Origin of the sequence: Rhodanobacter sp. Root561 (assembly GCF_001427365.1) — a bacterium.
Classification (GTDB): Bacteria; Pseudomonadota; Gammaproteobacteria; order Xanthomonadales; family Rhodanobacteraceae; genus Rhodanobacter.
On the sequence record NZ_LMGH01000010.1, the window covers coordinates 79600 to 103589 of the forward strand.

The window sequence follows — 23990 nt, forward strand, 5'->3', positions numbered from 1 at the left end:
CGTTGTCTTCAGTTGATCAGCAACGGACGCAGCGTGGGCCATGCGTTGTCGAGCATGCGCACTTGGGCGACCGCCGTCGGATGCACGCCGTCATCCAGCAGCAGGGTGGGCTTGTCCGAAATGCCGGCCATCAGGGACGGCAGCAGCGTGACGTGCTGATCCTTCGCAACCCGGGCATAGACCTGCCGCAGGGTGTCTGCGCAGTGATCCTTGTCGAGCTTGGGCGGAATCTCGAAACCCAGTACGGCGACCTTCGCTCCCGAGGCCTGGGCCAGGTCGATCAGCTGGGTCATGTGCTGTTCCAGCGTTTGCCGATTGGCGCCGAGGATGGCGTCGTTGGCACCCAGCTCGAGGATGATCAGCCGCGGGTGGTGGGCGGTGATCAATGCGGGCAGTTCCTTCAGCGCGTCATCCATGGTCTTGCCACCGCGGCTGGCGTTGACGATCGAAGGCGGAGTCGTCGTGGCGTGGTCGACGCGTTGCTGCAGCAGGTTTACCCAGCCTGCCTCGGCCGGGATGCGGTGCGCCGAGCTCAGGCTGTCACCGACCAGCAGAACGGTCCCGGTCCGTGCCGTGGCATCGCTGGCGGGGGATGGCGAGGCTTGCGCCAGCGGTGCGGCGAGAGTCAGTGCAAACAGGAGGCAGGGGAGGAGGCGCATGGTGGTTCCTCGGGGTGCGGGAGGCCGACGCAGTCGGGACGACTTCGTGGAATGAACGGTGGAGCGGAAGGGGTGGATACAGGCGGTATCCGCGCGGGAAGGGTCCCGTCCGGCACACGTGCCGGATGGTCCGTCGTCAGTCCTTGGCGTCGCTCTCGCAATCGGCCACGTCGGATGAGCTGACGATCGAAGCGTAGGGCTTGAAGGACGCCAGTTGCGTGGCCAGCTGATCCTGCGCGGTCTTGATCGAAGCCTGCGCTTTGCAGATGTCGAGGCTCAGCTGCTGCATTTGCCCGGCTCCCGCCTCGGCTGTGTCGTCCGCATTGCCCGGCGCGGAGGACGTGCTGGCCACGACCGCTTTGGCCGCCATGCGGACGCCGGCCTTGCCCATGGCCAGGCCGGTTTCATGCACCGAGCGCACGCACTGGGCCAGCAGGCTGCGTTCGGCGGGCGTGGTGACGACAGGCTTGCCGTCGACGGTGAACGCGCCGTCGGCATCGATCGTGGCCTTCGACGCGCCGATGACGCGCAGGGTCACCTGGTTTCCATCCAGAGTGATCGCACCATTGGCCATGATGGCGTCGGGCGTATTGCAGGCAGCGAGCGTGCATGCCAGTACGGCGAGAAGGAGCGGGCGGGCGAGAGCTTTCATGACAGGTCCGTTGTTCGGTTCAAGAGAGCGCCTGTGATCATGGTGCAACTCCGCCCGCCGCCGGGGCGGCCGACGGAGGCGGGTTCGCTCAGTCGGAGAACACGGCAAAGCCCTTCTTGCCATCCTTGTCGGTCATCTCCTTGCCGCAGTCGTCGATGTCCTTTTGCGTCATCGTGGCGTAGGGCCTGAATGCCGGCATCGCCGCGGCGAGCTTCTGCTGCGAGACCAGCAGGTCCGGCAGCCGCTTGCACAGGGCCATGGCGGCGGCCTGGATCTTGTCGGTCTGCGGCTTGATGCTCGCCTCGATCTCCTTGTCGTCCTTGCCGCTGAGCGCACCCCAGATGGCCTGCTTCGCCGCAGTGACGCCGATGTCCGCGCCCTGTGCACCGATGTCCATGCCGGCCTCGGCGATGCCGAGGACCTGCTGTCGGTAGTCGACCAGCATGACGTGCTGCTCCGGCGTGGCATCGATCGGCTTGCCCGCGATCACCAGGTTGCCTTGCGGGGTGATCGCCGCCTTGGGCAGGGAGGAGTCGTGGTGGACGCCCGGTTCCGTGTTGAAGTGGACGTCGCCGATGCTGATGTCCTTGGTGGCCAGTTCCTGCTTGGCCTGCTCGATGCCCTCACGGACTTTGGCGGCGATCGACGAGGACGAGGTCTGGGTGCTGGCTTCCTTTGCCGCCGGGATGTCCTGGTCCGAGTGGCTGCAGGCGGCCAGCGGCAGCAGCAGAGCCGATGCGAGGATGCCGCTGGCGAAGAGATGGCTTTTCATCGTGTGTTCTCCCTTGTGATTCGTCAGGATGGGTCAGCTGTCGTCGCGCCAGCGGCGGAACCAGGTCGCACCGGCCAGCAGGGCGGCGCCGATCACCACACCGATCCACAGGTTCGGCGAGGCTGCCAGGTGCCAGGTGTTGACCAGGTCCAGGACGTCGCTGCCGTTGCCGGTGACGTGGCTGACCATGTTGTCGCTGTCCGCGCTGAAGATGCTGCCGGTGCCGGGGAACACGCTGAACAGGGCGCGCTGCACGATGTTCTTCCAGAACCAGGTGGCCGGCAGGTTGAACAGGCCCATGATGCCGAACCAGCTCACCAGCAGACCGGCGCCGACCGGCAGTGCCACCGCCCACAGGAACGGCTTGCTGCGTGCCCAGGCCGAACAGATCAGCAACCAGCCCACCGCGGGCGCAGCCCACAACACATACAGCGGGATGTAGCCGATCAGGTTGAACATGACCTTGAACGGGTGCGCCAGTACCAGCAGCTGCCACACGTTGACGCCGTGGAAGGACAGCGTGATCGCCACGATCAGCAGTTGCAACATGCCCACGATGATGCCCACGATCACGGCCACGATGGGTGCGACGACGGTGGCGCTGACGACCTTGGACAACACGGTGCTCGCGTCGGAGATCGGCAGCGATTTCCAGAACAGGATGCTGCGGTCACGGCGATCGTCGTACAGCGCGCCGAGGCAGTAGAAGAACACCACGAAGCCGAGCACCACGATCAGCAATCCCATTGCCGAGTACATCGCGATGTCCAGGGCGAACCCGACCTTGCTCATGTCGCCGGCGTCCATGCCCTCGATGACCTTGCGCAGTCCGCCGCTGGCGCCGAAGCTGATGCCCTGGCGGGCGCCGAGCACCTCGGCGGTGATGATGCCCATGATGTTCAGCAGCAGGAAGATGCCGCCGGTGATGATCGGCGCCCAGAAGAAGCCGCCCCGATGTTCCCAGAATTCGCGCTTTACCAGCCAGTAGAAGGTTTTCATGCGTAGGTTCCCTTCATGGTGGCGACGAACAGGTCGCTGATGGACGGCCGGCGGGTTTCGCCCAGCTGTTCCAGCACCGCGCGGTTCGCGCCGTCAAACAGAAAAATGCTCTTGCCGAAGACCTGGCGTTCGTCGATGGGCTTCAATGCCCGGGCCGCATCGGCCTTGTCGGCGCCCACCATCACCTCGATGAAGCGTTCGCCCACCGCGTCCATGTCCGCATCCAGCACGATCCTGCCATCGCGGATGAACATCAGGTCGGTGAGGATGTGTTCGACTTCCTCGACCTGGTGGGTGGTGACGATGATCGTCTTGTTCTCGTCGAAGTAGTCTTCCAGCAGGTTCTGGTAGAACTGCTTGCGGTAGAGGATGTCCAGGCCCAGCGTGGGTTCGTCCAGGATCAGCAGGCGGGCGTCGATCGCCATCACCAGCGCCAGGTGCAGCTGCACGATCATGCCCTTGGACATCTGCCGCACGCGCTGGTCGGGCTGCAGCTTGGTGCGAGCCAGAAAGGCCTCGCACTTCTTGCGGTCGAAGCGCGGATGCACGTTGGCGACGAAGTCGATCGCCTGGCTCACCTTGATCCAGCGCGGCAGCACGGCCACGTCGGCGATGAAGCAGACTTCGCCCATCAGCTTGTCGCGCTGCTTGCGCGGGTCGAAACCCAGCACGTTCAGCTCGCCGCTGAAGTCGGTCAATCCCAGGATGGCCTTCAGCGCGGTGGTCTTGCCGGCACCGTTGGGACCGATCAGGCCCACGATGCGGCCGGGCTCGATCTGGAAGCTGGTGTTGTCCAGCGCCAGCGCCGACTTGTACCGCTTGGTCAGGCCGTTGGCCGTGATTACCGCGCTCATGATCCTTCCTCCTTGTCCGTGGCGGCTTCGCGCAGCAGTGTCTTGAGATCCAGCCCCATCCGCTGCAGCCGTGCAAACAGCGCCGGCCACTCTTCGCGCAGGAAGCGCTCGCGTTCCGATTTCAGCAGCGCCTCGCGAGCGCCTTCAATGACGAACATGCCCAAGCCCCTCCGTTTCTCAACCAGTTGTTCGTCGACCAGTTCCTGGTATGCCTTGGATACCGTCAGCGGATTGATCTGATATTCCGCTGCCACCTGGCGTACCGACGGCAGCGGGTCGCCCTCGTTCAAGGCGCCGTCCAGGATCATCGCCACGACACGCTGGTGCAGTTGGCGATAGATCGGGACGCTGTCGTTCCAGGTAATGGTCATGTCTTATTCCTTGCTGATGCGACCGAATTTGTTGCCAAACGAATAGTAGGGCATGGCCAGTTGCGACCCGAGCAGGCTGAATTGCCCGGCGCCGTCGGACTCGCCCAGGTTGCCCAGCACCGACATCGTGGCGATGGTGGCGGTGTCGTTCCCGGGCAGCAGGGCCGCGCTGCGCATTTCCGCTGCGCTGGGGCGAACCTGGACCGGTGCCAGGTTGGTGACGCGGGCGGCGCCCTGCTGGGCAGCTGCGGCCGGCTGGCTGTCGACGTTGTAGTTGACGACGCTCAGGCTCGCGACGGTGAGCAGGACGGCGGCGGCGCTGGCGATCAGGTTGTGCGCTTTCATGACGGGCCTCCTTGGTGACCTCGTTGGGTGGTGTTGTAGTGAACTATAACACCGAGTTTTAAGCCGTCAATAGGCCGGAGGCACATTGGCAACATGACTGATGGCAGGGGGGCGCCGATCGCCCGTGCGGGCCATCCATCCGGCGGAGACGGTTGCGCCGTTGGCCCGCGCTGCGCGGGCTTCATGCTTCAATACCCGGCGTCAATCCGGAGGTGAACGTGGATCTTGAACTGGCTGGTCGCATCGTCGTCATCACCGGCGCAAGCAAGGGCATCGGACTGGCTTGCGCGATCGCCTTCGCCCGCGAAGGCGCCAGCGTGATCGGCGTTTCCCGCAATCCGGCCAACCTGTGTGTCGCGCAGGAGCAACTGGCGTCGCTGGGCCTGGCCATGGATGTCGACCCGGCAGATCTCAAGGACAGCGTGGCGGCGCAACTGGTGATGGAACGCATCGTCAACGACCACGGGCCCATCGACGTGCTGGTCAATTGCGCGGGTGCCGCCCGGCGCACGCCGCCGGACGAACTGGACGCGACCGCCGTGCTCGCGGCGATGCAGGCGAAGTACCTCAGCTACATGCACGCAATCGATCCGGTGATTCGTGCGATGGCGGCGCGTGGCACGGGAAGCATCGTCAACGTGATCGGGCAGGGCGGTCGCCAGGCCAATCCGCAGCACATCGGCGGCGGTTCGGCGAACGCCGCCCTGATGCTGGCCACCGTGGGCTATGCCAATGCCTACGCCGGCAGGGGCGTGCGGGTGAATGCGATCAATCCGGGGATAACCCGTACCGGCCGCGTCGACGAAGGACTGGACGCCGCGGTGCGGGCGAGCGGGCAAGCGCGCGAGGCGCTGCTGGCAAGTCAGCTGGCCGGCATTCCACTGGGGCGCATGGCCGAGCCCGCCGAGATTGCCGATGTCGCGGTTTTCCTCGCCTCGGCGCGGGCCAGTTATGTCACCGGCGCCATCATCCCGATGGATGGCGGCAAGACCTCGACGATCTGAGCGCCACCACGGCAAGGGCAGGCACGGACGCCGGCCCTTGCGGGCCGATGGTCAGTCCCTGGCGACGTAGACCTGCTTGCCGCCGACCCAGGTCTGCAAGACCTTCGTGTTCCAGATCTTGCTGGAAGGGTCCTTCATCACGTCGTGATCGATCAGGATGAAGTCGGCCCACTTGCCCGGTTCCAACGTGCCCAGGGTCTTCTCGGCATGCTCGGCGTAGGCCGCGTCCAGGGTGAAAGCACGCAGGGCCTCGGTCAGGCTCAGGTCCTGCTGCGGGTACCAGCCACCCGGGGGCTGACCCTGATGGTCCTCGCGGGTCACCGCCGAATACAACCCGTAGAACGGATCGGGCGATTCCACGGGGAAGTCCGAGCCGGCGGCGATCACGGTGCCCTGCTTGAGGAAACGCTGCCAGGCATAGGCACCCTTGATGCGCTCGTGGCCGATCCGGTCCTCGGCCATGTTCATGTCCGAGGTGGCATGGGTGGGCTGCATCGAGGCGATCAGGTGCAGGCTCACGAAGCGCGGGATGTCCTGCAGCGAAACGATCTGCGCATGTTCGACGCGGTTGCGCAGGGCCACCGCATCCGGATGGGTCTTGTAGGCGGCGGCGAAGCTGTCCAGCACCTCGCGGTTGGCGTGGTCGCCGATGGCATGGATGCCGACCTGGTAGCCCTTGCCGAAGGCCTTCTCGATCTTCGAAGTCATCACCGCCGGCGACAGGAACAGCAGGCCGCTGTTGTGCGGATCGTCGGAGTAGGGCTTCAGCATCGCCGCGCCGCGGCTGCCCAGTGCGCCGTCGGCGAACAGCTTGACCGAGCGTACGGTGAGGAAGTCGTTGCCGTAGCCGATCAGCGGGCCGTCCTTGCTGATCGCGTCGAAGGCCTCGCCGGTGTCGCGGATCATCGCGTAAATGCGCGCGGTGAGCTTGTGCGCGTCGGCGTACTGCCGATACAGCTGGTAGTTCTCCAGATCGATGCCCGCATCGCTGACGCCGGTAAGCCCGACGCTGGCCATCTCGGCCAGCGCGGTGTCCAGCGCCTCGATCCGGTCCTGCTGCGTCAACGCCGGCACCACGGCGTTGACCAGGTCCACGGCGCCATCGACGAAGACACCGGACGGGTTGCCGTGGGCGTCGCGCTCGATGCGTCCGCCGCTGGGGTCCCGGGTGGTCTTGCTGACGCCGGCCAGCTTGATCGCCGCTGAGTTAGCCCATGCGGCATGGCCATCGATGCGGCTCAGCCATACCGGTCGGTCGGACACCACGGCATCAAGCTCTTTCGCAGTGGGGAAACGCCCCAGCTTCCAGATTTCCTGGTTCCAGCCGCCGCCGCGTATCCACTTCGCGTCAGGATGGGCCGCGGCATACGCCTTCACTTTCGCCAGCGCTTCGTCCAGCGATTTCGTGGTGCTGAGATCCACGCTGTTGCGGGCGTAGCCGAGTTCGAGCACGTGGCCGTGAGCGTCGATCAGCCCCGGCAGCAGGGTCCGGCCGTGGCCGTCGACGACCTTCGCGCCACCGGCGCGCTTGATCAGGTCGGCGCTGGTGCCGGTGGCTACGACCTTGCCCTGGTCCACCAGCAAGGCCTGGAAATGCTGCAGCTTGCCATGGCTGTCGAGGGTGTAGCCGTTGACGTTGCTGACCAGCAGGTCGGCGGCCGAAGCCACCGGTGCCAGCACCAGCAGGGCCAGCAGGGAAAAGCGGAGCGAACGGATCATGGGTGGGGTCCGATGATGGGTGGGCGAAGCTCCAGTGTGTCTGCCCCGGCCCGTTTTTTCCACCGCGTGCAAACGGTCGCGACTTGATTGACCGTCGATGCAAAGCGGATATATTCGGAACAATCTGACGGTGGATGTGTCCTTTCTGATCAATCGTCCCCAAATGGAAACGACGATGACCGTATTGAGCGGCGCCCTGCAGGACCTCAACGACCTTTACTTCTTTGCCGCCGTGGTGGAGCACGCCGGCTTCTCCGCCGCCGGCCGCGCTCTGGGTGTGCCGAAGTCGCGTCTCAGCAAGCGGGTCGCGCAGCTGGAGGAACGGCTCGGCGTGCGCCTGTTGCAGCGGACCACCCGGCGCTTCGTGGTGACCGAGGTGGGCGAGCGCTTCTATGCGCATTGCCGCGCCGTGCTGGAAGAGGCGCAGGCGGCGCAGGACGCAGTGGACGAGTTGCGCGCCGAGCCGCGCGGCGTGGTGCGTCTGAGTTGCCCGGTGTCCCTGACCCAGACGGTGCTGGCCTATCTGCTGCCCGACTTCCTGGCGCAGTATCCGAAGATGCAGGTGCGCCTGCTTTCCAGCGATCGCCGGGTCGACGTGATCGGCGAGGGCTACGACCTGGCGATCCGCGTGCGCAACAAGCTGGATACCGATGCGAACCTGGTGGTGCGCAGTTTTGGCAACTCCCGCACCAAGCTGGTGGCCAGTCCTGCATTGCTGAAGGCGCAGGGGCGACCGACCTCCCCGGACGAACTGGCCAGGCTGCCGGCGTTGTCGATGCGCGAGCACGAGGGCGCGCAGACGTGGGAGCTGACTGACGCGGGCGGCGCCCAGGTCAACGTGGAGGTGCATGCACGCCTGATCACCGGTGATTTCGCCGTGTTGCTGGAAGCCGCCCGCCGCGGCATGGGCGTGGCGCTGCTGCCGGAGTTCGTCTGCGCGCCGGCGATCACGGCGGGCGATCTCGAAGTGGTGCTGCCGGACTGGAGCATGCCCGAGGGCACCATGCATTTCGTCTACCCCAGCCGGCGCGGCATGCTACCCGGCGTGCGGGCGCTGGTGGATTTCCTGGCCGAGCGCCTGCCGGTCACCACCCTGCTCAAGCACGAACAGTGCAAGCAGCGCCCACTCGATGCGCTGCCGAAGTCCTGATGCGCTACGCTTGAACCTTTATGGACATCCATACGGCCGAATGACAATGATCGAAACCAAGCTTCCGAAAGTCGGCACCACCATCTTCAGCGTGATGAGCCAGCTGGCGCTGGAGCACAAGGCGGTGAACCTGGGCCAGGGTTTTCCCGACTTCGAGCCGCCGCAGGCATTGCGCGACGCGCTGAACCACGCGATGAACGACGGCCGCAACCAGTACGCGCCGATGCACGGCACCGCGGCGCTGCGCGAGCAGATCGCGCTGAAGACCGAACGCCTGTATGGCCGCAAGCTCAACGTCGATACCGACATCACGGTGACCTCCGGCGCCACCGAGGCGATCTTCGCGGCAATCGCCGCCATGGTGCGCGCGGGCGAGGAAGTGATCGTGTTCGATCCGGCCTACGACTGCTACGAGCCGGCGATCGACCTGCAGGGCGCGCGTGCGGTGCACATCCCGCTGACCGTGCCGGCGTTCTCGATCGACTGGCAGCGCGTGCGCGAGGCGGTGACGCCGAAGACCCGCATGATCATGATCAACACGCCGCACAACCCGTCCGGTGCGGTGTTGTCGGCGGCGGATCTGGACGAATTGGCGGCGATCGTGCGCGACACGGAGATCGTGGTGCTGTCCGACGAGGTCTACGAGCACATCGTCTACGACGGCGCCCAGCACGAAAGCGTGCTGCGCCGTCCGGAACTGGCCGAGCGCAGCTTCGTGGTGTCCTCCTTCGGCAAGACCTATCACTGCACCGGCTGGAAGGTCGGCTACGCGGTGGCGCCGGCCGCGCTGAGCGCCGAGTTCCGCAAGGTGCATCAATACCTCACCTTCTGCACCTTCCATCCGGCGCAGGTGGCGTTCGCCGAATTCATGGCCAGCACGCCGCAGCATTACCTGGAATTGCCGGCGTTCTATCAGGCCAAGCGCGACCGTTTCCGTGCACTGCTGGCGCCTTCGCGATTCAAGCTGCTCGACGTGCCGGGCGGCTATTTCCAGCTGGTCGACTACTCGGCGATCCGCGACGAGGACGACCTCGGCTTCAGCCGCTGGCTGGTCGAACAGGGCGGGGTGGCGGCTATCCCGTTGACGCCGTTCTACGAACAGGCGCCGGGAACGCGATTGCTGCGCCTGTGTTATGCCAAGAGCGACGCCACCATGGAAGCGGCGGCGGAACGCCTGTGCAAGCTATGAGCATGCAACCACTGCAGGTTTCGCTGGTGCAGGGCGCCACCCGCTGGCACGACGCGCCGGCCAATCGCGACTATTACGGTGCGCTGGTACGCCAGGCCAGAGGCAGCGACCTGATCGTGCTGCCGGAGACGTTCCTGTCCGGTTTCAGCAACGACATCCAGGCCAGCGCCGACAGCATGGACGGCGAGGGCGTGGCCTGGCTGCGCGCGCTGGCGATCGAGGTCGGCGCGGTGATCTGCGGCAGCCTGGCGATCCGCGAGGATGGCGTGGTCTACAACCGCCTGTTGTGGATGCAGCCGGATGGCAGCTTCCAGCAGTACGACAAGCGCCACCTGTTCCGCATGGCCGGCGAGCACACCCGCTACGGCGGTGGCAACGAGCGGCTGATCGTGGAGCTGAAGGGTTGGCGCATCCTGCCGCAGGTCTGCTACGACCTGCGCTTCCCGGTGTGGCTGCGCAACCGCCGGCTGGCGTCTGCCACCGGCGGCATGGACTACGACCTGGCCGTGTTCGTGGCGAACTGGCCGTCACCGCGCCGGCAGCCGTGGCGTACCTTGCTGCGCGCCCGCGCGATCGAGAACCTCAGCTACGTGGTCGGCGTGAACCGGGTCGGCGTGGACGGCAACGAGATCCCGTATGCCGGCGACAGCGCGGTACTCGATCCGGTCGGCGAACCGCTGGTGGAACTGGGCGCGCAGGAACAGGTGGTGACGATCACGCTGGATCCGGCGCCGCTGCTGGCCCATCGCGAACGCTTCCCGGCATGGATGGATGCCGACGCGTTCTCGCTCGACCCGGGTTGACCGACTCGCCGCATGGTCGTTCGCCTGGCAACAAAAAGCCGCCTCGAAGGCGGCTTTTGTCGATGGGTCGGTGACGGGTTCAGAGTATCGCCAGCACGGCCTCGGGCGGACGGCCGAGCGCCGCCTTGCCGTTGGCGACCACGATCGGTCGCTCGATCAGTTTCGGATGCGCGACCATCGCGGCGATCAGGGCCTGGTCGTCGAGCGAGGGGTTGTCCAGGCCCAGGGTCTGGTAATCGTCCTCGCCCTGGCGCAGCAACTGGCGTGGCGTCATCCCCAGTTGCTGCAGCAAGGTCGAAAGCTCGGCGGCCGTCGGCGGCCTGTCGAGGTAGTTGACCACCTCGACGTCGGCGCCGCGTTCCTGCAGCAGCGCCAGCGTGGCGCGCGATTTCGAACAGCGGCTGTTGTGATAGATCCGCACCATCGGTCAGGCCTCAGCGATTGCCCGAACGGTTGCCGCCGCGGCCTGGCGGACGTCCACCGCCGGAGCCCGCGGGCCGCGCGCCGCCATGCGGACGGTTGCCGCCCTGACCCTGCGGTCGACCGGAACCCTGGGGGCGATTGCCACCCTGTCCTTGCGGGCGAGCCTGGTTGCCATGCGAACGGTTGCCCTGGGCCTGTCCCTGTCCTTGTCCCTGCGGACGCGGACCACGATTGCCCGGAGCGCGATTGCCTCCTGCGCTGTTGCCCCGTGATTCGCCGCCAAAACCGCTGTACGGACCGGCGGCGCCGGCGCTGCGGCCTTCGCCCGCGGAACGTGCGCCGAACGGCTTGCCACCGGCCGGGCGACGATTGCCCGGGGCGCCGGCATTGCCGCGCGGTGCGCCGGGACGACCGGCACCGCCTTCGCGACTTTCGCCGGCGAACCAGGTGCGCACCGAGGGCAGTTCCTGGCCCGGCGCCACACGGCGACTCTTGCCGCCTCGGGCGCCAGCGCCCGCGCCACGTTCGGGGCGCGCCACGTTGCCGTTCACTTCCCGGCCGTCACGTCGCGGCGGCTTGCGGCCGCGGACCGGTTCCTCGCGGATGCGGTCGTAGGCACGCAGTTCGCGCGCTTCGTCCTGGCCGCCGGTCCAGGCCGTGCCGGCGCCACGTTCGGGACGATATTCGGTGACGCTGCGGCTGGCGCGACGCTGGTGCAGCACCGGACTCAGCGTGAGCACCGGCTGCGCCGCACCCAGGCCGGTGGTCTGGCGCAGCTGCTTGACGCTTTCGGCGTCCAGCGCTTCGCACTCGCCACGGCGCAGGTTGCGCGGCAGTTCGATCTTGCCGTAGCGGATGCGCTTCAGGCGGCTGACCAGGAAACCCTGCGAGTCCCACAGCCGGCGCACTTCGCGGTTGCGGCCTTCGCGGATCACCACGCGGAACCAGCTGTGGCTGCCACCGCGGCTGATCACCGCGATCTCGTCGAAGCGGGCGGGACCGTCTTCCAGCTCCACGCCGGCCTTCAGCCGCTCGATGATCTCGTCGGGCACTTCGCCATGCACGCGGCACAGGTATTCGCGCTCGAGGCCGCTCTTGGGATGCATCAGGCCGTTGGCCAGTTCGCCGTCGGTGGTCAGCAGCAGCAGGCCGGTGGTATTGATGTCGAGGCGACCCACGGCGACCCAGCGCGCGCCCTTCAGGCGCGGCAGCTGTTCGAACACGTTGGGGCGGCCGTCGGGATCGTCGCGGGTGGTCAGCACGCCTTCGGGCTTGTGGTAGATCAGCACCTCGGCGTCGTCGCGGCTGTCGGTGGCCACGACGAACTGCTTGCCGTCCATGACCACGCGGTCACCGGCCTTCACGCTCATGCCGATCTCGGCAGGGGCGCCGTTGAGCTCGACTTCGCCGGACTGGATGCGTTGCTCCAGCATGCGGCGCGAGCCCAGGCCGGCGTTCGCCAGCACCTTGTGCAGGCGCTCTTCCAGCGCGGGTGCGTCGGTGTCGATGCGCGGTTCGCGCTTCAGGGACAAAACGGATTTTTGCGGCGCAGTCATGCGCGGTACTCCTCGGTATCTTGGCTGGCGGTGCCGGTGTCGGCATCCGCGGCGGGGTTCGCTGCCTCGTCGGCAGTGGCAATCGGTTGGTCGGCAAGTGGGCCCGATTCTGGGCCAGGCTCGACGGCCTCGGGTGTCGTGGTCGGCGCATCGGCGTCGGCCGTGGTGTCGCTGTGATCGGTATCCGCGACGTCGGCGGATACCGGGTGTTCGTGTTCGTCGTCGATCGCGCCGTCGTTGTCCGGGCTGCTGTCGTCCGGCATTTCCTCGTCCGGGTCGATCGGCAGGTCGCGTGCGACGCGGGCGGGCAGGGGTTCGGGCTCGAAGCGCATCTGCGGGTCTTCCATGTCGCGGATTTCCGACAGCGGCGGCAACTGGTCCAGCGATTTCAGGTTGAAGTAGTCGAGAAAGGCGCGGGTGGTGCCGAACAGCGCCGGCTTGCCGGGCACGTCGCGGTAGCCCACCACGCGAATCCACTCGCGCTCTTCCATCGTCTTGATGATGTTGGAGGACACCACCACGCCACGGATCTGCTCGATTTCGGGCCGGGTGATCGGCTGGCGGTAGGCGATCAGCGCCAGCGTTTCCAGCAGCGCACGTGAATAGCGGCTGGGTCGCTCGGTCCACATCCGCGAGATCCACGGATGCACGTCCTGGCGTACCTGGTAGCGGAACCCCGACGCCACTTCCTTCAGCTCGACGCCGCGGCCGTCACAGTCCCCGGCCAGCGACTCCAGCGCCCGGGCGATCAACTCGCGCGTGACCTCGTCAGCCTCGACGAACAGGTCGCCCAGCTGCTGCACGGTCATCGGCTGGGTGGAGGCCAGCAGGGCGGCCTCGATGATGGATTTGAGTTGCTCGATCTGCATAACCTTGGGTCGGATGCCGTTTCGGTCGCTGTCGTTCAAAGGGTGTCGTTCATTCGCCGGATGCCTCGATCACGGCCGGTTCGCCGTCTTGTGCTGCATCCAGCGGCAATTCGGCGGCTTCCTCGATGTGGCTCGCTTTCGCCTTCACGTAGATCGGCGCCAGCGGTTCCTCCTGGACGATCTCGACCAGCATCTCCTTGGCCAGCTCCAGCATCGCCAGGAAGGTCACCACGATGCCGAGCCGTCCCTCGCTGATGTCGAACAGGCTCTCGAAGCGGTGGAAGCTGCTGTCGTCGAGCCGGCTCAGCAATTCGCCCATGCGCTGGCGCACGCTGAGCGCCTCGCGCTTGATCGCGTGGTGCCCGAACAGTTCGGCCCGGTGCATCACGTCCTTCAGTGCCAGCAACAGCTCGGTCAGCTCCAGTGGCGGCGGCAACTTGATGACGTTGCGCTCACCCACGTCGGCGTGGACCACCACGCTGTCGCGTTCCTGCCGCGGCAGCGCCTCGATGTCCTCGGCGGCCCGCTTGAATCGTTCGTACTCCTGCAATCGCCGTACCAGTTCGGCACGGGGATCCTCTTCCAGCCCTTCCTCGGTCGGCGGTCGCGGCAACAGCAGCCGCGACTTGATCTCGGCCAGGATCGCGGCCATCAGCAGGTATTCGGCGGCCAGTTCCAGCCGCATGACATCGCGCATCAGCTCGATGTAACTCATGTACTGCCGGGTGATCTCGGCAACCGGGATGTCCAGGATGTCCAGGTTCTGCCGGCGGATCAGGTACAGCAGCAGGTCCAGCGGACCCTCGAACGACTCCAGGATGACTTCCAGTGCATCCGGCGGGATGTACAGATCCTGCGGCATCTGCAGCATCGGTTCGCCGCGCACGATGGCCAGCGGCATTTCCTGCTGCTGCGGCACCGACGCGAAGGCGTCCTGCGTTGCAGGTACCGGACTCTGCGGCTCGACGACGGGCTCAGTGCTCATCAATGCATGTCATGGGGCCGCTTTCGGCGGCTGGCAGTGCGTTCTACGGGATCGGAGTCATTCACATGCCGTCACGGCATGCGGATGTCCGTACTCGGAACACGGCGGTAAGGCGGCATTCCCGGGTGCTGCATTCGTCAAAATCATACAAATCGAGGCGTGGCGTACGCACTCGTCACGACGGGCATGATGAAGCCACGCGTTCGTGGTTCGGTCAGGCAGGTCGCCAGCGACCAATCGCGCCAACTGCGGGTTGTCAGCCACGGCAGGTGCGCCTAGCCGATGACGGCGGAATCACATCGCGCCAGTTCACCGGTCGGGTCGAAAGCCATCGAATGGAAGCCAAGGTGCGCCGCTGTCGCTCGGCGAGCAGTTTCCGTGGTGCCATGCGTGGGCCAAGAGTAGCGGCTGGCCGGCTTCAAGTCCAGCGCAGGCAGACATGACTGATGGAACGAGGAAGGCCGGACTGCAAGGTGGCAGCTTCGCATCACGGCCGCAGGCAGGCACAATATCCGGATTGTGCCTTCGAAGCGGGTTGTACGGGAAGGCGAGGGCGCCATGTGACCTAATGCGTCGACTTGCGGTCAGCTTGCGTCAGGGCTGACGCCCTCGTCGGCAGGTGGCGGAAGACGCGACCGAGGATGCCTGGGCGCGGCGCAGCGGAAGAACGCCGCGCGGTGGCGTTGGCTCGCTGGTCCGCGCCGTTTTTCCCCGAGCATCAGGGCTGCTGGCGGTGGTGGGATAAACCAGGGGACGGACTGGCACGTTGGTTGCTTTCCAACAGCTCGACTGGTGCAATCGCTGGCGGTTGCATCGTCCCACAGGGAGCGACACGACGATTTCAGGAAGAAGGTGAAACAGCGTTTGCGGAAAACAAGAGCAACAGCAGGCGCAAGCACAAACGGATGGTGGAGTTGATGGTGACCGACAAGAATGGACAAGGCGGACCGGAGCAGTTGCGTCCGGCGCGCATGCAGATCGAGACGACGGTGCTGATGAGTCGTCATGGCGAGTCGCACCCGACCGAACTGGTGGACATATCGGCGACCGGCGCATTGCTGCGGCGCCCGCTGGGGTGGTCGGGAGACGTGGGCCAGAGCTGGGTGCTCGACATGATCTTCGGTCACAACCTGCACATTCACCTGGAGGCTGCGGTCGCCCGCATTTCCGACCATCACATCGGCTTTTCCTACAGCCGCATTCCCGAGGACAAGCAGGTCCCGCTGTGGAACCTGCTGGGCGGCTACGCCGACATCCTCGAATACTGGAAGGACGGCTGAGCCGCGCCGCATCCCACGCATGGCGCAAACGACAACGCCCGCCTGATCCAGGCGGGCGTTTCTGTTCGCGAAGCAGGAATCAGGCGGCGGGTTTCTTCTCGTCGCGCAATTCGCGGCGGAGAATCTTGCCCACGTTGCTCTTGGGCAGTTCGGTGCGGAATTCGATCTGGCGCGGCCGCTTGTAGCCGGTGAGGCGGTCGTGGCAGAACTGCTTGAGCGCTTCCTCGGTCAATTGCGGGTCCTTGCGCACCACGAACAGTTTCACCACTTCGCCCGAATGTTCATCGGGAACCCCGACGGCGGCGACCTCGAGCACGCCCGGGTGCTCCATCACCACGTCTTCGACCTCGTTCGGGTACACGTTGAAGCCGGACACCAGGATCATGTCCTTCTTGCGGTCGACGATGTAGAAGTAGCCGTGCTCGTCCATCCTGGCGATGTCGCCAGTGTGCAGCCAGCCATCCGCACCAAGCACGTTGGCCGTCTCTTCCGGTCGCTGCCAGTAGCCCTTCATCACCTGCGGACCGCGCACCATCAGTTCACCGACTTCGCCGGCGGGCAGCGGCTGGCCTTCCTCGGACCAGATGGCGACATCGGTCGACGGCACCGGCAGGCCGATCGAGCCGTTGTATTCCTTCAGGTCCAGCGGGTTGATGCAGACCGCCGGCGAGGTCTCGGTCAGGCCATAAGCCTCGGCCAGGGTGCAGCCGGTGGTCTTCTTCCAGCGTTCGGCCACGGCACGCTGCACGGCCATGCCGCCGCCGAGGGTGAGGTGCAGCTTCGAGAAATCCAGCTCGGCGAAGCCGGGCGTGTTGAGCAGGCCATTGAACAGCGTGTTGACGCCGGTCAACGCGGTGAAACCGGACTTGCGAAGTTCCTTCACGAATCCCGGCATGTCACGCGGATTGGTGATCAGCCAGTTCAATCCGCCAAGGCGCATGAAGACCAGGCCGTTCGCGGTCAGCGAGAAGATGTGATACAGCGGCAGGGCGGTGATGATCACCTCTTCGCCGGGCTTGGCGCTGCCGCCGATCCATTCGCTGGCCTGCAGCATGTTCGCGATCATGTTGCCGTGGGTCAGCATGGCACCCTTGGCCACGCCGGTGGTGCCGCCGGTGTACTGCAGGAACGCGATGTCGCCGTGCTCCAGCGTGACGGTCTGCAACGGGTGCGCCGCGCCGCGAGCCAGGGCATCACGGAAGCGCATGGCCTGCGGCAGATCGTAGGCCGGCACCATCTTCTTCACGTGCTTCAGCACGAAGTTGATCAGCGCACCCTTGGGGAAGCCGAGCAGATCGCCGATGCCGGTGGTGATGACATGCTGCACGCCGGTTTCCGCCACCACCTGCTGCAGGGTGTGGGCGAAGTTGTCCAGCACCAGGATGGCCTTCGCGCCGGAGTCCACCAGCTGGTGTTTCAGTTCCCGCGCGGTGTACATCGGATTGGTGTTGACCACGATCAGGCCCGCGCGCAAGGCGCCGAACAGGGCGATCGGATACTGCAGCACGTTGGGCATCATGATGGCGATGCGATCGCCCTTGCCCAGCTTGAGCACGCCGGTGAGATAACCGGCGAACTGGCGACTCATCGCATCGATCTGGCCATAGCTGAGCTGGCGGCCGAAGCTGGCGAACGCCGGGCGATCGCTGAAGGCGGCGAAGGCCTCTTCCAGCACCGCAGGAACCGAAGCGTACTGACTGACGTCGATCTGCCCGGACACGCCGGCTGGATACTGCTCCAGCCACGGACGCTCATTGCTCATGCTTGGAATTCCCTGTTGGTCGAGGACGACGGATCAGATGATGGAATCAGGATCGGCTTTGCATCCATCATGGATCATGCGTCAGGTGATTTGAGCATACGCCCGCGTACAGCGGCAAGCCGCACTGCAACGAGTAGCCCGATGATGATGACGAAAAACATGCTTTGCCGATGGCTTGCCTGCGTGGTGTTCGCGCTGACCCTGGTGGCCTGTCGACACGACTCCGACGAGGCGCGGGTGAGGGCGGCGATTGCGGCCGTCGCCCAGGCGGCGGAGGCGGGTTCCGCCAGCGATCTCGGCGAGCCGATCAGCGAGGACTTCGAAGGCAATGACGGTGCACTGGACCGGCGCAGCCTGACGTCGATGGTTCGCCTGCTGGCGCTGCGCGGGGAGCACGTCGGCGTGACCATGGGGCCGGTCTCGATCGAGCGGCGTGGCGAGCGCATGGTGGCCACGTTCACGGTCACCCTGACCAGTGGCGGCAGGTTGCTGCCGGACCAGATGGGTCTGTACCAGGTCGAATCGGCATGGCGCCAGGAAGAGGGTGAATGGCGTTGCTACACGGCAAGCTGGAAGCATGCGCTCTGACGATCTTTCGGTGAGCTGATGCAAGACCGCCCCGGTATCCGGGGCGGTCTTGCTGTTGCAGAAAGTCACGCCTGGACTCAGGCGGCCTTCTTGCCCGCCAGCTGACGCAACACGTACTGCAGGATGCCGCCGTGACGGAAGAAGTCACGCTCCTTCGGGGTCAGCAGCATCACGTGCACGCTGAACTGCTTCTTGCTGCCGTCGGCGGCGGTAGCCACTACCGTGGCCTCGCGGGCATTGCCGTTGTCCAGACCGGTGACGTCGAAACTTTCGTTGCCGGTCAGGCCCAGCGACTTGGCGCTTTCGCCATCCTTGAACTGCAGCGGCAGCACGCCCATGCCGACCAGGTTGGAGCGGTGGATGCGCTCGAAGCTCTCGGTGATCACGGCCTTCACGCCCAGCAGCAAGGTGCCCTTGGCCGCCCAGTCACGCGATGAACCGGTGCCGTATTCCTTGCCGGCGATGACCACCAGCGGGGTGCCGGCTTCCTTGTACTTCATCGCCGCGTCGTAGATCGCCAGCTGTTCGCCGCTGGGCACATGGCGGGTGAAGCCGCCTTCGACGCCATCCAGCATCTGGTTCTTGATCCGGATGTTGGCAAACGTGCCGCGCACCATCACATCGTCGTTGCCGCGACGCGAGCCGTAGGAGTTGAAGTCGATCGGCTGCACGCCACGCGAGATCAGGAAGCGGCCGGCAGGCGAATCCTTCTTGATCGAACCGGCTGGCGAAATGTGGTCGGTGGTGATCGAGTCGGCGAACAGGCCCAGGCAACGCGCGGCGTGGATGTCCTCGACCTTGCCCACTTCCATGGTCATGCCGTCGAAGTAGGGCGGGTTCTTGATATAGGTGGACGCTTCGTCCCACGCGTACAGCGCACCGTCCGGCGAAGCGATCGCGCTCCAGCGCTCGTCGCCCTTGAACACGTCGGCGTAGTTCTTCTTGAACATGTCCGAGGTGACCGCGCTGGCCAGCAGGTCGCTGATTTCCTGGTTGCTCGGCCACACGTCCTTGAGGAACACGTCCTTGCCATCCGAACCCTGGCCCAGCGGCTGGGTGGTGAGGTTGATGTCGAGCGAGCCGGCCAGCGCGTAGGCGACCACCAGCGGCGGCGAAGCCAGGTAGTTCATCTTCACTTCGGCGTGCACGCGGCCTTCGAAGTTGCGGTTGCCGGAAATCACGGCGCCCACGGTGAGGTCGCCGGCGCTGATCGCCTGGCTGATTTCCTGCGGCAGCGGGCCGGAGTTGCCGATGCAGGTGGTACAGCCATAACCGACCAGGTAGAAGCCGGTCTTCTCGAGCTCGGTCAGCAGGCCGGTCTTTTCCAGATAGTCGGTAACGACCTTGGAACCGGGCGCCAGCGAGGTCTTCACCCACGGCTTGGCCTTCAGGCCACGCGCAGCGGCCTTCTTCGCGACCAGGCCCGCGGCCAGCATCACGGCGGGGTTGGAGGTGTTGGTGCACGAGGTGATCGCGGCGATCACCACCGAGCCGTCGCCGACGCGGAAGTCCTGGCCGTTCATCGACACGTGCTGGCCCGGCGCGTTCTGGCTCTGGTCGTGGCCGACCGCGGTGTCGCCGCCTTCATTGGCGAAGCGGGCTTCGGCACCGTTGCGCTTGGTAGTGGTGGCGCCGAGGTTGTCGTTGTAGTTCTGCTTGACGTCGGTCAGCAGCACGCGATCCTGCGGGCGCTTCGGGCCGGCCATCGACGGCTTCACGTCGGCCAGGTCCAGTTCCAGCGTGGCGCTGAAGTCGGCGTGCACGCTGTTTTCGTCGTGCCACAGGCCCTGGGCCTTGGCGTATGCCTCGACCAGGGCGACCTGCTCCTCGCTGCGACCGGACAGGCGCAGGTAGCGCAGCGATTCCGCGTCGACCGGGAAGATGCCGCAGGTGGCGCCGTATTCCGGCGCCATGTTGCCGATGGTGGCGCGATCGGCCAGTGCCAGGTGCTGCAGGCCCGGGCCGAAGAACTCGACGAACTTGCCGACCACGCCCTGCTTGCGCAGCATCTGCGTCACGGTCAGCACCAGGTCGGTGGCGGTGGCGCCCTCGGGCAGGCGACCGGACAGCTTGAAGCCGACCACCTGCGGAATCAGCATGGAGGAGGGCTGGCCCAGCATCGCGGCCTCGGCCTCGATGCCGCCCACGCCCCAGCCCAGCACGCCCAGGCCGTTGACCATGGTGGTGTGCGAGTCGGTGCCGAACACGGTGTCCGGGTAGGCCCACTGCTGGCCGTCGACTTCATTGGCCATCACCACGCGGGCCAGATGTTCCAAATTCACCTGGTGCACGATGCCGGTGCGCGGCGGCACCACCTTGAAGTCGGCCAACGCCTTCTGGCCCCAGCGCAGGAAGCTGTAGCGGGCCTGGTTGCGCTCGAATTCGATCGCGACGTTCTTTTCCAGCGCGTCCTCGCTGCCGAACACGTCAACCTGCACCGAGTGGTCGATGACCAGCTCGGCCGGTGACAGCGGGTTGATCAGGGTCGGGTCGCCGCCCAGTGCCTTCATCGCGTCGCGCATCGCCGCCAGGTCGACCACGCACGGCACGCCGGTGAAGTCCTGCAGCAGCACGCGTGCGGGCATGAAGGAGATTTCGGTATCCGGCTCCTTCTTCGCGTCCCAGTTGGCGACCGCTTCGATTTCCTTCGAGGTCACGTCCACGCCATCCTCGTGGCGCAGCAGGTTTTCCAGCAGGATCTTCATCGAGTACGGCAGCCGCTTCAGGTCGAAGCGCTGGCCGAGCTTGGCCAGGCTGGCAAAGGCGTACTGCTTGCCGTTGACCTCGAGGATGTCGCGTGCGGAAAAGGTATCTTTCATGGGGAAGCTCCTGGCTGAATCCTGCGGCTGGGATGACTGAACGACGCCGGACGGCGCGTGGGGTCCACCAGTCCGGTAAAAAACGCAATTATCGCGCAAACCCCGCATCTCCGCGAACTGGACAAGCGACCTGGACGGGATGACATGGCCGGTCTGATGCCTTTTGGCTCATGCCGCCAAGTACACTGCGCGAACGGCGCGTGGCCGCACTTCACCGCACAGGATGGCCCCGATGATCACCGCAAGCAAACGCCTTTGATGACATGCAGCATTCGATGATTTCGATGGGCCTGGCGGCTGTCTCGCTGCGCGACCTCGCGCTGGTGCAGGCGGTGCATCGCCACGGCAGTTTCAACAGCGCGGCGCGGGCGATGCACATCAGTCCGTCCGGGTTGTCGCACCAGGTGCAGAAGGTGGAGCAAGCACTGGGTGCACCGTTGTTCGAGCGCGGCGGGCGGAAGATCGTGCCGACCGCCGGCGGCCAGCGGCTGCTGCAGCAGATCGACGCGGTGCTGGCTGCGGGGGAGCACCTGCAGCAGGTCGCCCGCGCCGGCGAAGTCGCCTTCGGTGGCGAATTGCGCCTCGGCGTACCGGCCTCGCTGGGCCCTTACCTGCTGCCGCACCTTATCGCGCCGTTCCCGCAGCATTTTCCCGGTGCGCGGCTGGGCATCTCCGAGGGCAAGCCGCGTGGCCTGCTGCGCCGCCTGAGCGAAGGCGAACTCGACGCGGTGCTGGCGCCGCCGACCGCGACGGTCAGCGGCATCGCATTACGCCCGCTGTTCTTCGAGCCGTGGGAACTGATGCTGCGCGCCGACCACCCGCTGGCCGGGCAGCAGGACATCGCGATGACCCAGCTCGACCCAGCCGAGGCCACGCTGATGGCCGAGAGCCACGCCGACGGCCTGCATTGCGAAGGCAGCGAGCACGGTCACGTGCAGGACGTCAGTCTGGAAAGCCTGGCCGCCCTGGTCAGCCTGCGTGGTGGTTACGCGCTGGTGCCGGCGCTGGCCCGCGAACGATTGGCCTCGATGCCGAACATCGCGCTGGCGACCTTGAAAGGCCCCGCGAGCGGCCGCGAGATCGCCCTGTACTGGCGCGACGCCTCGCCCTGGCACGACGACCTGCAGGCATTCGCCGAATTGCTGCGCAAGCTGGCGCGGCAACGGCCCGGTTTGCGGGTGCGCGGCAGCAAGGCTTGAGGTACCGGTTCCGGCGGGCACGAATGCAGAAGGCCGCCTTGCGGCGGCCTTCTGTTCAATCCCTCACTTGACGATGCAACTCAACCGCGCGAAGCGCGCTTGCGGTCGTTCTCGGTGAGGTGCTTCTTGCGCAGGCGGATTTCCTTCGGGGTGATCTCGACCAGCTCGTCGTCGTCGATGAAGTCCAGTGCCTGTTCCAGGGTGAACTTGATCGCCGGGGTCAGCTGGATCGCATCGTCCTTGCCGGAGGCGCGCATGTTGGTCAGCGGCTTGGGCTTGATCACGTTGACGGTGAGGTCGTTGTCCTTGGCGTGGATGCCGACCAGCTGGCCTTCATACACGTTGTCGCCTTCGGCGGCGAACAGCTTGCCGCGATCCTGCAGCGGCCCCAGCGAGTAGGCCGGGGTGGTGCCGCCGGCATTGGCGATCATCACGCCGTTGAGGCGCTTGGCGATCTGGCCGTCTTCCTTCGGACCGTAATGGTCGAACACGTGGAACAGCAGGCCCGAACCCTGGGTCAGGGTCTTGAACTGGTTCTGGAAGCCGATCAGGCCGCGCGCCGGGATCTCGTAATCCAGGCGCACGCGACCCTTGCCGTCCGGCTCCATGTTCTTCAGCTGGCCCTTGCGCACGCCAAGGCGTTCCATCACGGCGCCCTGGTGGATCTCTTCCACGTCGACCACCAGCTGTTCGATCGGCTCCATCTTCTGGCCGTCGATTTCCTTGATGATGACTTCCGGGCGCGACACGGCCAGCTCATAGCCTTCGCGACGCATGTTCTCGATCAGCACCGACAGGTGCAGTTCGCCGCGGCCGGAGACCAGGAACTTGTCGGCGTCGGAGCCTTCCTCGACCTTCAGCGCCACGTTGTGCACCTGCTCGCGTTCCAGGCGGTCGCGCAGCTGGCGGCTGGTGAGGAACTTGCCGCCGGAGAGGTCCTTGTTGCCGGCGAACGGCGAGTTGTTGACCTGGAAGGTCATCGAGATGGTCGGCTCGTCGACGGTCAGCGCGGGCAGCGCTTCGGGGGTGTCCAGCGCGCAGACGGTGTCGGAGATGGTCAACTCGGCGATGCCGGAGATGGCCACGATGTCACCGGCCTCGGCGCTGTCCTGCTCGATCCGCTCCAGGCCCAGGAAGCCCAGCACCTGCATCACCTTGCCCTGACGCTTCTTGCCGTGGCGGTCGATCACGCTGACCGGCATGCCCTTCTTCAGGGTGCCGCGCTGGATGCGGCCGATGCCGATCACGCCCACGAAGCTGCTGTAGTCGAGCTGGCTGATACGCATCTGAAACGCGCCTTCCGGGTCCACGTCCGGCTTGCTGACGTGCTGCATGATCGCTTCGTACAGCGGGGTCATGTCGCCTTCGCGCACGTTCTCGTCGAGACTGGCATAGCCGTTCAGGGCCGAGGCGTAAACGATCGGAAAGTCCATCTGCTCCGGCGTGGCGCCCAGCCGATCGAACAGATCCCAGACCTGTTCCACCACCCACTCGGGGCGCGAACCGGGACGGTCGACCTTGTTGATCACCACGATCGGCTTGAAGCCCATCGCGAACGCCTTCTGCGTCACGAAGCGGGTCTGCGGCATCGGGCCATCCATCGCGTCGACCAGGATCAGCACCGAGTCGACCATCGACAGCACGCGCTCCACCTCGCCGCCGAAGTCCGCATGTCCCGGCGTGTCGACGATGTTGATGCGGTTGCCCTGCCAGGTGATGGCGGTGTTCTTCGCCAGGATGGTGATGCCGCGCTCCTTTTCCTGGTCGTTCGAGTCCATCACGCGCTCGGCCAGCACGGTGCGCTCGTTGAGCGTGCCGGACTGTTTGAGCAGGCAATCGACGAGGGTGGTCTTGCCGTGGTCGACGTGGGCGACGATGGCGATATTGCGCAGATTTTCGATGGACATGGGATCGACTCGGGTGGCGCTTGGAGCCACCACTTGGGTTATCAGAGGGTTAACCCGTCGATTATACGGATTTATGCGACAACTT

At 65.7% G+C, this 23990-nt stretch carries 22 protein-coding genes; 7 read left to right on the forward strand and 15 right to left on the reverse strand.

Going from position 1 to position 23990, the window contains the following annotated elements; all coding sequences use genetic code 11:
- Window positions 1–8 precede the first annotated feature (8 nt).
- The 7 genes from ASD55_RS06975 to ASD55_RS07005 all read right to left on the reverse strand — a co-directional run bounded on the left by ASD55_RS06975 (window position 9) and on the right by ASD55_RS07005 (window position 4652).
- Window positions 9–659 carry a GDSL-type esterase/lipase family protein gene (locus tag ASD55_RS06975; protein WP_056764741.1) on the reverse strand — a complete coding sequence of 217 codons (651 nt, stop codon included), beginning with the start codon at window positions 657–659 and terminating at the stop codon, window positions 9–11.
- A gap of 136 nt (window positions 660–795) precedes the next feature.
- On the reverse strand, window positions 796–1359 hold the full coding sequence (locus tag ASD55_RS06980) for a hypothetical protein (RefSeq protein ID WP_157598889.1): 564 nt from the start codon (window positions 1357–1359) through the stop codon (window positions 796–798).
- Window positions 1360–1399: 40 nt separating this feature from the next.
- Window positions 1400–2083: a hypothetical protein gene (locus ASD55_RS06985; RefSeq protein ID WP_056764744.1), complete on the reverse strand. Its 684-nt coding sequence runs from the start codon at window positions 2081–2083 to the stop codon at window positions 1400–1402.
- Window positions 2084–2116: 33 nt separating this feature from the next.
- Window positions 2117–3082, reverse strand: a complete 966-nt coding sequence (locus ASD55_RS06990; protein WP_056764747.1) for a hypothetical protein — start codon at window positions 3080–3082, stop codon at window positions 2117–2119.
- Window positions 3079–3936, reverse strand: a complete 858-nt coding sequence (locus tag ASD55_RS06995; protein WP_007809082.1) for an ABC transporter ATP-binding protein — start codon at window positions 3934–3936, stop codon at window positions 3079–3081. The genes ASD55_RS06990 and ASD55_RS06995 overlap by 4 nt, the downstream gene beginning before the upstream one ends.
- Window positions 3933–4307: a GntR family transcriptional regulator gene (locus tag ASD55_RS07000; RefSeq protein WP_007809080.1), complete on the reverse strand. Its 375-nt coding sequence runs from the start codon at window positions 4305–4307 to the stop codon at window positions 3933–3935. Before ASD55_RS07000 ends, ASD55_RS06995 begins: the two co-directional genes overlap by 4 nt.
- A gap of 3 nt (window positions 4308–4310) precedes the next feature.
- Complete coding sequence (locus ASD55_RS07005; RefSeq protein ID WP_056718385.1) at window positions 4311–4652, reverse strand: hypothetical protein; 342 nt, start codon at window positions 4650–4652, stop codon at window positions 4311–4313.
- Window positions 4653–4870: 218 nt separating this feature from the next.
- On the opposite strand from ASD55_RS07005, the gene ASD55_RS07010 reads away from it, so the two are divergent.
- Window positions 4871–5656, forward strand: a complete 786-nt coding sequence (locus tag ASD55_RS07010) for an SDR family oxidoreductase (protein ID WP_056765327.1) — start codon at window positions 4871–4873, stop codon at window positions 5654–5656.
- A gap of 51 nt (window positions 5657–5707) precedes the next feature.
- On the opposite strand, the gene ASD55_RS07015 is transcribed toward ASD55_RS07010, so the two are convergent.
- A complete protein-coding gene (locus ASD55_RS07015; RefSeq protein WP_056764749.1) occupies window positions 5708–7375 on the reverse strand; it encodes an amidohydrolase in 1668 nt (555 codons plus the stop codon).
- Between the two features lie 175 nt (window positions 7376–7550).
- Here ASD55_RS07015 and ASD55_RS07020 point away from each other — a divergent pair, with 175 nt between their 5' ends.
- The 3 genes from ASD55_RS07020 to ASD55_RS07030 are packed head-to-tail and all read left to right on the forward strand — an operon-like array spanning window position 7551 to window position 10517.
- Window positions 7551–8525 carry a LysR substrate-binding domain-containing protein gene (locus ASD55_RS07020; protein ID WP_056718405.1) on the forward strand — a complete coding sequence of 325 codons (975 nt, stop codon included), beginning with the start codon at window positions 7551–7553 and terminating at the stop codon, window positions 8523–8525.
- A gap of 46 nt (window positions 8526–8571) precedes the next feature.
- Entirely contained in the window at window positions 8572–9714 is a 1143-nt protein-coding gene (locus tag ASD55_RS07025) for a pyridoxal phosphate-dependent aminotransferase (protein WP_056764752.1), read from the forward strand.
- Between the two features lie 2 nt (window positions 9715–9716).
- Window positions 9717–10517 (forward strand): amidohydrolase, encoded by an 801-nt coding sequence (locus ASD55_RS07030; RefSeq protein WP_200946105.1) that lies wholly within the window; start codon window positions 9717–9719, stop codon window positions 10515–10517.
- Window positions 10518–10596: 79 nt separating this feature from the next.
- Here the strand turns inward: ASD55_RS07030 and arsC are convergent, their stop codons facing one another.
- The 4 genes from arsC to ASD55_RS07050 are packed head-to-tail and all read right to left on the reverse strand — an operon-like array spanning window position 10597 to window position 14266.
- Window positions 10597–10941 carry an arsenate reductase (glutaredoxin) gene (arsC, locus tag ASD55_RS07035; protein WP_056764755.1) on the reverse strand — a complete coding sequence of 115 codons (345 nt, stop codon included), beginning with the start codon at window positions 10939–10941 and terminating at the stop codon, window positions 10597–10599.
- 10 nt (window positions 10942–10951) lie between these two features.
- Window positions 10952–12496, reverse strand: coding sequence for a pseudouridine synthase (locus ASD55_RS07040; RefSeq protein ID WP_056764758.1), 1545 nt, complete (start codon window positions 12494–12496; stop codon window positions 10952–10954).
- Window positions 12493–13365, reverse strand: coding sequence for an SMC-Scp complex subunit ScpB (gene scpB / locus ASD55_RS07045; protein ID WP_056718391.1), 873 nt, complete (start codon window positions 13363–13365; stop codon window positions 12493–12495). The genes ASD55_RS07040 and scpB overlap by 4 nt, the downstream gene beginning before the upstream one ends.
- Before the next feature lie 49 nt (window positions 13366–13414).
- Window positions 13415–14266, reverse strand: coding sequence for a ScpA family protein (locus tag ASD55_RS07050; protein WP_235577764.1), 852 nt, complete (start codon window positions 14264–14266; stop codon window positions 13415–13417).
- A 1001-nt stretch (window positions 14267–15267) separates the two neighbouring features.
- Between ASD55_RS07050 and ASD55_RS07055 the strand changes: the two genes are divergently transcribed.
- Entirely contained in the window at window positions 15268–15630 is a 363-nt protein-coding gene (locus ASD55_RS07055; RefSeq protein WP_056718406.1) for a PilZ domain-containing protein, read from the forward strand.
- A gap of 79 nt (window positions 15631–15709) precedes the next feature.
- Here the strand turns inward: ASD55_RS07055 and ASD55_RS07060 are convergent, their stop codons facing one another.
- Entirely contained in the window at window positions 15710–17392 is a 1683-nt protein-coding gene (locus ASD55_RS07060) for a long-chain-fatty-acid--CoA ligase (protein WP_056764759.1), read from the reverse strand.
- Between the two features lie 141 nt (window positions 17393–17533).
- Here ASD55_RS07060 and ASD55_RS07065 point away from each other — a divergent pair, with 141 nt between their 5' ends.
- A complete protein-coding gene (locus ASD55_RS07065) occupies window positions 17534–17980 on the forward strand; it encodes a hypothetical protein (protein ID WP_056764761.1) in 447 nt (148 codons plus the stop codon).
- A 77-nt stretch (window positions 17981–18057) separates the two neighbouring features.
- On the opposite strand, the gene acnA is transcribed toward ASD55_RS07065, so the two are convergent.
- Window positions 18058–20799: an aconitate hydratase AcnA gene (acnA, locus tag ASD55_RS07070; protein ID WP_056764763.1), complete on the reverse strand. Its 2742-nt coding sequence runs from the start codon at window positions 20797–20799 to the stop codon at window positions 18058–18060.
- 263 nt (window positions 20800–21062) lie between these two features.
- Here acnA and ASD55_RS07075 point away from each other — a divergent pair, with 263 nt between their 5' ends.
- Window positions 21063–21998, forward strand: a complete 936-nt coding sequence (locus tag ASD55_RS07075) for a LysR family transcriptional regulator (RefSeq protein ID WP_056718396.1) — start codon at window positions 21063–21065, stop codon at window positions 21996–21998.
- 80 nt (window positions 21999–22078) lie between these two features.
- On the opposite strand, the gene typA is transcribed toward ASD55_RS07075, so the two are convergent.
- Window positions 22079–23905, reverse strand: coding sequence for a translational GTPase TypA (gene typA, locus ASD55_RS07080; RefSeq protein ID WP_056718397.1), 1827 nt, complete (start codon window positions 23903–23905; stop codon window positions 22079–22081).
- Window positions 23906–23990: the final 85 nt, after the last annotated feature.

What these genes read in the sequence shown, in the direction of transcription:
- ASD55_RS06975 (WP_056764741.1), bottom strand. Translation starts at nt 659, where the DNA reads ATGCGCCTCCTCCCCTGCCTCCTGTTTGCACTGACTCTCGCCGCACCG.
- ASD55_RS06985 (WP_056764744.1), bottom strand. Translation starts at nt 2,083, where the DNA reads ATGAAAAGCCATCTCTTCGCCAGCGGCATCCTCGCATCGGCTCTGCTG.
- ASD55_RS06990 (WP_056764747.1), bottom strand. Translation starts at nt 3,082, where the DNA reads ATGAAAACCTTCTACTGGCTGGTAAAGCGCGAATTCTGGGAACATCGG.
- ASD55_RS06995 (WP_007809082.1), bottom strand. Translation starts at nt 3,936, where the DNA reads ATGAGCGCGGTAATCACGGCCAACGGCCTGACCAAGCGGTACAAGTCG.
- ASD55_RS07000 (WP_007809080.1), bottom strand. Translation starts at nt 4,307, where the DNA reads ATGACCATTACCTGGAACGACAGCGTCCCGATCTATCGCCAACTGCAC.
- ASD55_RS07005 (WP_056718385.1), bottom strand. Translation starts at nt 4,652, where the DNA reads ATGAAAGCGCACAACCTGATCGCCAGCGCCGCCGCCGTCCTGCTCACC.
- ASD55_RS07015 (WP_056764749.1), bottom strand. Translation starts at nt 7,375, where the DNA reads ATGATCCGTTCGCTCCGCTTTTCCCTGCTGGCCCTGCTGGTGCTGGCA.
- ASD55_RS07020 (WP_056718405.1), top strand. Translation starts at nt 7,551, where the DNA reads ATGACCGTATTGAGCGGCGCCCTGCAGGACCTCAACGACCTTTACTTC.
- ASD55_RS07025 (WP_056764752.1), top strand. Translation starts at nt 8,572, where the DNA reads ATGATCGAAACCAAGCTTCCGAAAGTCGGCACCACCATCTTCAGCGTG.
- ASD55_RS07030 (WP_200946105.1), top strand. Translation starts at nt 9,717, where the DNA reads ATGCAACCACTGCAGGTTTCGCTGGTGCAGGGCGCCACCCGCTGGCAC.
- arsC (WP_056764755.1), bottom strand. Translation starts at nt 10,941, where the DNA reads ATGGTGCGGATCTATCACAACAGCCGCTGTTCGAAATCGCGCGCCACG.
- ASD55_RS07040 (WP_056764758.1), bottom strand. Translation starts at nt 12,496, where the DNA reads ATGACTGCGCCGCAAAAATCCGTTTTGTCCCTGAAGCGCGAACCGCGC.
- scpB (WP_056718391.1), bottom strand. Translation starts at nt 13,365, where the DNA reads ATGCAGATCGAGCAACTCAAATCCATCATCGAGGCCGCCCTGCTGGCC.
- ASD55_RS07050 (WP_235577764.1), bottom strand. Translation starts at nt 14,266, where the DNA reads ATGCCGCTGGCCATCGTGCGCGGCGAACCGATGCTGCAGATGCCGCAG.
- ASD55_RS07055 (WP_056718406.1), top strand. Translation starts at nt 15,268, where the DNA reads ATGGTGACCGACAAGAATGGACAAGGCGGACCGGAGCAGTTGCGTCCG.
- ASD55_RS07060 (WP_056764759.1), bottom strand. Translation starts at nt 17,392, where the DNA reads ATGAGCAATGAGCGTCCGTGGCTGGAGCAGTATCCAGCCGGCGTGTCC.
- ASD55_RS07065 (WP_056764761.1), top strand. Translation starts at nt 17,534, where the DNA reads ATGATGATGACGAAAAACATGCTTTGCCGATGGCTTGCCTGCGTGGTG.
- acnA (WP_056764763.1), bottom strand. Translation starts at nt 20,799, where the DNA reads ATGAAAGATACCTTTTCCGCACGCGACATCCTCGAGGTCAACGGCAAG.
- ASD55_RS07075 (WP_056718396.1), top strand. Translation starts at nt 21,063, where the DNA reads ATGCAGCATTCGATGATTTCGATGGGCCTGGCGGCTGTCTCGCTGCGC.
- typA (WP_056718397.1), bottom strand. Translation starts at nt 23,905, where the DNA reads ATGTCCATCGAAAATCTGCGCAATATCGCCATCGTCGCCCACGTCGAC.